This is a genomic window from Embleya sp. NPDC020630 (assembly GCF_044334985.1).
GTDB lineage: Bacteria > Actinomycetota > Actinomycetes > Streptomycetales > Streptomycetaceae > Embleya.
The window spans coordinates 61,160-67,787 of the sequence record NZ_JBIRUB010000033.1 but is presented as its reverse complement, the minus strand read 5'-3'; the positions used below and the strand labels follow the sequence as shown (position 1 = coordinate 67,787).

The following is a 6,628-nucleotide window of genomic DNA, read 5'->3' as shown; positions in this document are numbered from 1 at the left end:
CATCGCCGCACATCACCCACACCAAGGTCCCCACCCATGACCTGAACAACGACCACCAGGCCCAGAAGTCACGGCAAACGCAATTGCAGTACTAGAAGTTGCGCAGCGGGGTCAGGCCGAGTTGGAGGCCGGAGAGGCCGCGCTCGCGCCCGCCGAGCTTCGCCGCGACCGCGCTGAGAGCGACGGCGGCGGGCGAGTCGGGCGCGTCGACGACGACCGGGCGGCCGGTGTCGCCGCCTTCGCGCAGCCGGGTGTCGATCGGGATCGAGCCGAGCAGCGGGACCTTCGTGCCGGTGGCCGCGGACAGGCCGTCGGCGACGCGCTGTCCGCCGCCGGAGCCGAACACGTCGACCATCTCGCCGCAGTGCGGGCAGGGAAGTCCGGCCATGTTCTCGATCACGCCGGCGATCGTCTGGCGGGTCTCGACCGCGATCGTGCCGGCCCGCTCGGCGACCTCGGCGGCGGCCTGCTGCGGCGTGGTCACCACCAGGATCTCCGCGTTGGGCACCAACTGGGCGACCGAGATGGCGATGTCGCCGGTGCCCGGCGGAAGGTCCAGGAGCAGGACGTCGAGGTCGCCCCAGTACACGTCGGCCAGGAACTGCTGGAGCGCGCGGTGCAACATCGGCCCGCGCCAGACCACCGGCGCGTTGCCGGGGGTGAACATGCCGATCGAGATGACCTTCACGCCCAGCGCCGACGGCGGCATGATCATGTTCTCGACCTGGGTGGGCTTGCCCTCGGCGCCGAGCATGCGCGGCACCGAGTGGCCGTAGATGTCCGCGTCCACCACGCCGACCTTCAGGCCCTGCCCGACCATCGCCGCGGCCAGGTTCACCGTGACCGAGGACTTGCCGACGCCGCCCTTGCCGGAGGCCACCGCGTAGACCCGGGTCAGCGAGCCGGGCTTGGCGAACGGCACCTCGCGCTCGGCCTGCCCGCCGCGCAGTTGGTTCGCCAGCTCCTTGCGCTGCGTGTCGCTCATCACGTCGAGTTCGACGCCGACCGAGGTCACCCCGGGCAGCGCGGCCACGGCGGTCTCCACCCGGCTGATGATCGTCTCGCGCATCGGACAGCCGCTGACCGTCAGATAGACCGCGACCTCGACCCGACCGTCGGCCAGGATGTCGACGGATTTGACCATGCCCAGTTCGGTGATGGGCCGGTGGATCTCGGGGTCCTGGACGGTCGCCAGGGCATCCTGGACGTCGTCCGCCGAGGGCAGGGTTGCAGAAGCCATACCGTGAGCTTACGACCCTCGCGCCGGAATCCTTTGCGAGCATCGGGATCCGGGTCCGGAACGGGGGCTGCGAACCGACGGGGAGGTGCCGCGTGACGATATCGGCCGAGCGGACGCGAGTGGCGCAGTTCCGCCGGGCCCTGGGCCTGGCGACGCTGATCGACGTGCACACGCACTTCATGCCCAAGCAGGTGCTCGACAAGGTGTGGGCGTACTTCGACGCGGCCGGTCCGCTGATCGGCCGGCCGTGGCCGATCACCTACCGCCTGGACGAGGACGGGCGGGTCGCCACGCTGCGCGAGTTCGGCGTCTCGGCGTTCACCTCGATGTTGTATCCGCACAAGCCCGCGATGGCCGCGTGGCTGAACGCGTGGTCGCGCGAGTTCGCCGCGCGCACCCCCGACTGTCTGCATACGGCGACGTTCTTCGCCGAACCCGACGCGGCCAAGTACGTGCGCGAGGCGATCGACGCGGGCGCGGTGGTGTTCAAGGCGCACGTGCAGGTCGGCGGCTGGGATCCGACCGATCCGCTCCTGGACGACGTGTGGGGCGCGCTCGCCGACGCCGGCGTGCCGGTGGTCGCGCACTGCGGGTCCGGCCCGGTGCCCGGGGCGCACACCGGGCCGGAGCCGATCGCCCGGGTGCTGGCCCGGCATCCGCGGCTGGCGCTGATCGTCGCGCACATGGGGATGCCGGAGTACGGCGCGTTCCTGGACCTGGCGGCGCGCTACCCGAGGGTGCACCTGGACACCACGATGGCGTTCACCGAATTCGTCGAGGAGGCCGCCCCGTTCCCGCCGGCCGACCGGCCCCGGCTGCTCGACGCGGCGGATCGCATCCTGTGGGGCAGCGACTTCCCGAACATCCCCTACGGCTACGCCGACGCGCTCGCCGCGCTCACCCGGGTCGACCTCGGCGACGACTGGCTGCGCGCGGTCTGCCACGACAACGCGGCGCGGCTGTTCGGGCTCACCTAGGCCCTTTCGTCCACCCGTGAACCGATACCTGTGCGTCGTTGCGGCCGGCTACCGTGCCGGGGGTGGAGACGATCGGGTACGTCCGGGGAGATGCCACCACGCCGCTGGGCAAGGGCGTCAAGGTGATTGCGCACGTGTGCAACGACCGGGGCGGCTGGGGCAAGGGCTTCGTGCTCGCGCTGTCCAAGCGGTGGCCGGAGCCGGAGGCCGACTACCGGCGGTGGTACCGCGAGCGGGCGGGCAACGACTTCGGGCTCGGCGCGGTGCGGCTGGTCCGGGTGGACACCTACCTGTGGGTGGCCAACCTGATCGGCCAGCACGGCACCCGTACCGGCAGCAAGGGCCCGCCCGTGCGCTACGACGCGATCGACCGGGCCCTGGACACCCTCGGCGCGCGGGTGCTCGAACTCGGCGCGTCGGTCCACATGCCGCGAATTGGCTGTGGTCTGGCCGGGGGCACGTGGGGCAGGGTGGAGCCGCTCATCCTCGAACGGTTGAGCGGGCGCGGTGTCCCGGTCACCGTCTACGACCACGACTGACCACGAGGCGGGCGCGCGGTGACCATCCGAACCACGACGGACACCGACGCGGGCGCCGAGACCGCGGCGCCCACGCGCCGGCCCCACCTGTGGCGCGACGCCTCGCTCTCGGCGGTGCTCGCCGGCCTGATCGCGGTGCTGGTCTCCTACTCGGGGCCGCTGGTGATCGTGCTGTCCGCCGCGGCCGGCGCGGGGCTGAGCCCGGCGCAGACCGGCTCGTGGGTGTGGGCGCTGTCCATCGGCAGCGGGCTGACCTGCCTGGGCCTGAGCCTGTACACCCGGATGCCGATCGTCACCGCGTGGTCCACCCCGGGGGCCGCGCTCCTGGTGACCAGCCTGGGCTCGTACGCGTACCCCGAGGCGATCGGCGCGTTCGTGGCCACCGGCGTGCTGATCACCGTGATCGGGGTGACCGGCGTGTTCGGCCGCCTGATGCGCAAGGTGCCGAGCGCGGTGGTGTCCGCGATGCTCGCCGGGATCCTGTTCTCGTTCGGCACCGGGGTGTTCACCTCGGTGCGCACCGCGCCGTGGATCGGCGGCGGGGTGCTGGTGGGCTACCTGGTGGCCAAACGCTTCGTGCCGCGCTACGCAGTGCTGGTCGCGCTCGTGGTCGGGGTGGGCTGCGCGGCGGCCGGTTCGCGGCTGCACGTGCACGTGGACTCGTTCGAGATCGCCCGGCCGGTGTGGACCACGCCGCACCTGTCCGTACCGGCGCTGATCGGGATCACCGTGCCGCTCCTGGTGGCCACGCTCGCCTCGCAGAACGCGCCCGGGATGGGGGTGCTGGCGGCCTCCGGCTACCGGCCCGACGACAGGGTGCTGATCGGCTCCACCGGCGCGGTGTCCACGCTGCTCGCGCCGTTCGGGTCGCACGCGATCAACCTGGCCGCGATCACCGCGGCGATCTGTACCGGGCCCGAGGCGCACCGCGACCCCCGCAGGCGTTATGTCGCGGGGGTCGCGTGTGGCGCGTTCTACCTGGTCGTCGGGATGTTCGGGTCGACCCTGGTCGCGGTGTTCGCGGGCCTGCCCAAGGAATTGGTCGCCGCGGTCGCGGGCGTCGCTCTGTTCGGCGCGCTGGCGAGCGGGCTGACCGGCGCGATGGCCGACGACGAGCACCGGGAGGCGGCGCTGATCACCTTCCTGGCCACCGCCTCGGGGGTGACCATTTGGGGCATCGGGTCCGCGTTCTGGGGTTTGATCGCGGGGGTCCTGGCCCACGTGGTGCTCTCGTCGCGGTGGTTCAGCCGGCCGGCCGCACGCCCATGAGCACGCGCATGCCCTCGGCGAGGTCGCGCCCGGTGGGGGCGGTGTCGGGGGCGAACATCCACTGGCTGACCACACCTACCAGCAGCGCCTGACACAACGATCCGACCGTGCGGGTCAGGTGCTCGTTGCCCTCCTCGGGCACCCCGAGGAAGACCGAGGCGAGGCCGCTGCGCCCCGCGTCCTGCGCCGCGCCGAGCACCTTGTGGATCTCCGGCAACTCGTCGAGGTGGGCCAGGATCTCGAAGTTGGCCGCCCACATCATCCGGTGCGACTCCATCAGGTCGATCACCCGCGTCCAGATCGCCTCGAACCGCTCCAGCGGCGCGGTTTCGGTGCCGACCGCCTCGGTCAGCGCGGCGGACAACTCGTCGCCCCACCCCTCGATCGACTCCAGGAGCGCCTGCTGCATCAGCGCGTCCTTGGATCCGTAGTGGTAGCCGATCGAGCCCAGGTTGGTCCCCGACGCGGCGACGATGTCACGCGCGGTGGTGCGCATGTAGCCCTTTTCGTACAGGCAACGTTTGGCTCCGGCCAGCAGGTCTTCGCGATGTCCCATGACCCGATGGTAGCGCCGTTCTAGACGGATGTCTTATACGAGTGACTCATACACTTGTATAAGACGGTCGGGGGCTACTCGGACTCCGGCGGGCGGCCCGCCCGACCCAGGTGCGCGTCGGTGACCTCGCGGCCCATCAGCCAGCCGTCCGTCTCCCGACGCTCGTCCAACTCCTTGAGCATGGACTGCAGTTCCGAGCGCAGGAAGTCGCGCGTGGCCACCTCGCCGAGGGCGATCCGCAGTGCCGCGACCTCGCGGGTCAGATACTCGGTGTCGGCGATGTTGCGCTCGTTGCGGGCCCGGTCCTGTTCCAAGTTGACCCGGTCCCGGTCGTCCTGGCGATTTTGCGCGAGCAGGATCAGCGGCGCCGCGTACGACGCCTGGAGGGACAGCGCCAGGGTCAGGAAGATGAACGGATACTCGTCGAACCGCAGCGCCGGCGGCACGAAGATGTTCCAGCCGATCCACACGATCACCGTGGCGGTCATGTAGACCAGGAACCGGCCGGTGCCCAGGAAGCGGGCGATCCGCTCGGAGAACCGGCCGAACGCCTCCGGGTCGTACGCGGGCAGCAGCGGACGCCGCCGCGGATGGCGCGGTTGATCCAGGCGCGGACGCCGCCGCTTGTCGGCGCTCGTGCTCTCACGTGCCACGGCGGACACCCCCGTCTCCGTGTATCGCGCCCTCGCGCCAGTCCTCGGGCAGCAGGTGGTCGAGCACGTCGTCGACGGTGACCGCGCCGAGCAGGTGGTCGTCCTCGTCCACCACGGGCGCGGCGACCATGTTGTAGGCGGCCAGGAAGCTGGTCACCTCGGCGAGCGGGGTGTCCGGCCGCAGCGGCATCAGGTCGGTGTCCAGGACCGCGCCGACCAGGGTGAACGGCGGATCGCGCAGCAGCCGCTGGAAGTGCACCGTGCCCAGATACTTGCCGGTCGGCGTCTCGGTCGGCGGCCGGCACACATAGACCTGACTGGCCAGCGCCGGCGACAGGTCGGCGTTGCGCACCTGCGCCAGCGCCTCGGCGATGGTGGCGCCCGGCTCCAGCACGATCGGCTCGGTGGTCATCATGCCGCCGGCGGTGTCCTCGACGTAGGTCAGCAGCCGGCGCACGTCCTCCGCCTCCTCCGGCTCCATCAAGCCGAGCAGGCGCTCCGCGGTGTCCTCGGGCAACTCGGAGATCAGGTCGGCCGCGTCGTCGGGGTCCATCGCCTCCAGCACGTCGGCCGCGCGCTCCTCCTGGAGCTGGCCCAGGATCTCCACCTGGTCGTCCTCGGGCAACTCCTCCAGCACATCGGCGAGCCGGTCGTCGTCCAGCGCCGCGGCCACCTCGGCACGGCGCTTGGCGGACAGGTTGTGCAGCACGTTGGCCAGGTCGGCGGGGCGCAACTGCTCGAACGTGGCGAGCAGGTTGGCCGCGCCCTGCTGGTCCTCGGGGCGTTCGAAGCCGACCACCGCGTTCCAGTCGACGGTGATCGTCTCGCCGCGCCTGCGGCGCAGCGCCGAGGTGCCGCCCTTTTGCACGAAGAGCTTGGAGATCAGCCAGTCGCGCCCGCGTCCGAGCGCCATCGCCACGTCGAGGACGGTGACCGACTCGTCGTTCTCGGCCAGCGTCACCCGCCGGTCCAGCATCTCGGCGAGCACCAGCGTCTCGCTCGGTCTCTGCTCGAAACGGCGCATGTTGACCAGCCCGGTGGTGATCACCTCACCGGTCTCCACGCTGGTCACCCGGGTCATCGGGACGAAGATCCGGCGCCTGGTGGCCACCTCGACGACCAGGCCGAGCACCCGCGGGGGCAGTTGGGCGGTGCGCAGCATGACGACGACGTCGCGCAACCGGCCGACGTGGTCGCCGTTGGGATCGAACACGGCCACGCCCGCGAGGTGCGAGATGAACACCCGCCCGGATGACGCACCCATGCCGTGGTCCCTCCGTTGCCGATGTCCGCCGCCGATGTGCCGCGCCGCCGATGTGTGTGCCCGCTCGTGCCGGGGGCATCCCAGTCGGTCAGGCTACCGGTGAAGGTGGGCATGACCACGACACCTCGCG

Annotated in this window: 7 protein-coding genes; 3 read left to right on the top strand and 4 right to left on the bottom strand. The window is 71.3% G+C overall.

Going from position 1 to position 6,628, the window contains the following annotated elements:
- Positions 1-91: 91 nt before the first annotated feature.
- Positions 92-1,240, bottom strand: coding sequence for an Mrp/NBP35 family ATP-binding protein (locus tag ACH4XV_RS45425; protein ID WP_395799962.1), 1,149 nt, complete (start codon positions 1,238-1,240; stop codon positions 92-94).
- A 92-nt stretch (positions 1,241-1,332) separates the two neighbouring features.
- Between ACH4XV_RS45425 and ACH4XV_RS45420 the strand changes: the two genes are divergently transcribed.
- The 3 genes from ACH4XV_RS45420 to ACH4XV_RS45410 all read left to right on the top strand — a co-directional run bounded on the left by ACH4XV_RS45420 (position 1,333) and on the right by ACH4XV_RS45410 (position 4,025).
- Entirely contained in the window at positions 1,333-2,217 is an 885-nt protein-coding gene (locus ACH4XV_RS45420; protein WP_395799960.1) for an amidohydrolase family protein, read from the top strand.
- Between the two features lie 62 nt (positions 2,218-2,279).
- Complete coding sequence (locus ACH4XV_RS45415; protein WP_395799958.1) at positions 2,280-2,756, top strand: macro domain-containing protein; 477 nt, start codon at positions 2,280-2,282, stop codon at positions 2,754-2,756.
- Positions 2,757-2,774: 18 nt separating this feature from the next.
- Positions 2,775-4,025: a benzoate/H(+) symporter BenE family transporter gene (locus ACH4XV_RS45410; RefSeq protein WP_395799956.1), complete on the top strand. Its 1,251-nt coding sequence runs from the start codon at positions 2,775-2,777 to the stop codon at positions 4,023-4,025.
- Here ACH4XV_RS45410 and ACH4XV_RS45405 read toward each other — a convergent pair.
- The 3 genes from ACH4XV_RS45405 to ACH4XV_RS45395 form a co-directional block, all read right to left on the bottom strand.
- Positions 4,000-4,581 (bottom strand): TetR/AcrR family transcriptional regulator, encoded by a 582-nt coding sequence (locus ACH4XV_RS45405; protein ID WP_395799954.1) that lies wholly within the window; start codon positions 4,579-4,581, stop codon positions 4,000-4,002. The two genes, ACH4XV_RS45410 and ACH4XV_RS45405, sit on opposite strands and share 26 nt — an antisense overlap.
- A 74-nt stretch (positions 4,582-4,655) precedes the next feature.
- Positions 4,656-5,234, bottom strand: a complete 579-nt coding sequence (locus ACH4XV_RS45400) for a DUF1003 domain-containing protein (protein WP_395799952.1) — start codon at positions 5,232-5,234, stop codon at positions 4,656-4,658.
- Complete coding sequence (locus ACH4XV_RS45395; RefSeq protein ID WP_379999795.1) at positions 5,224-6,498, bottom strand: magnesium transporter MgtE N-terminal domain-containing protein; 1,275 nt, start codon at positions 6,496-6,498, stop codon at positions 5,224-5,226. The genes ACH4XV_RS45400 and ACH4XV_RS45395 overlap by 11 nt, the downstream gene beginning before the upstream one ends.
- Positions 6,499-6,628 lie beyond the last annotated feature (130 nt).

Excerpts from the sequence above, each read along its gene's own strand:
- ACH4XV_RS45405 (WP_395799954.1), bottom strand. The coding sequence starts at position 4,581 with ATGGGACATCGCGAAGACCTGCTGGCCGGAGCCAAACGTTGCCTGTAC.
- ACH4XV_RS45395 (WP_379999795.1), bottom strand. The coding sequence starts at position 6,498 with ATGGGTGCGTCATCCGGGCGGGTGTTCATCTCGCACCTCGCGGGCGTG.
- ACH4XV_RS45425 (WP_395799962.1), bottom strand. The coding sequence starts at position 1,240 with ATGGCTTCTGCAACCCTGCCCTCGGCGGACGACGTCCAGGATGCCCTG.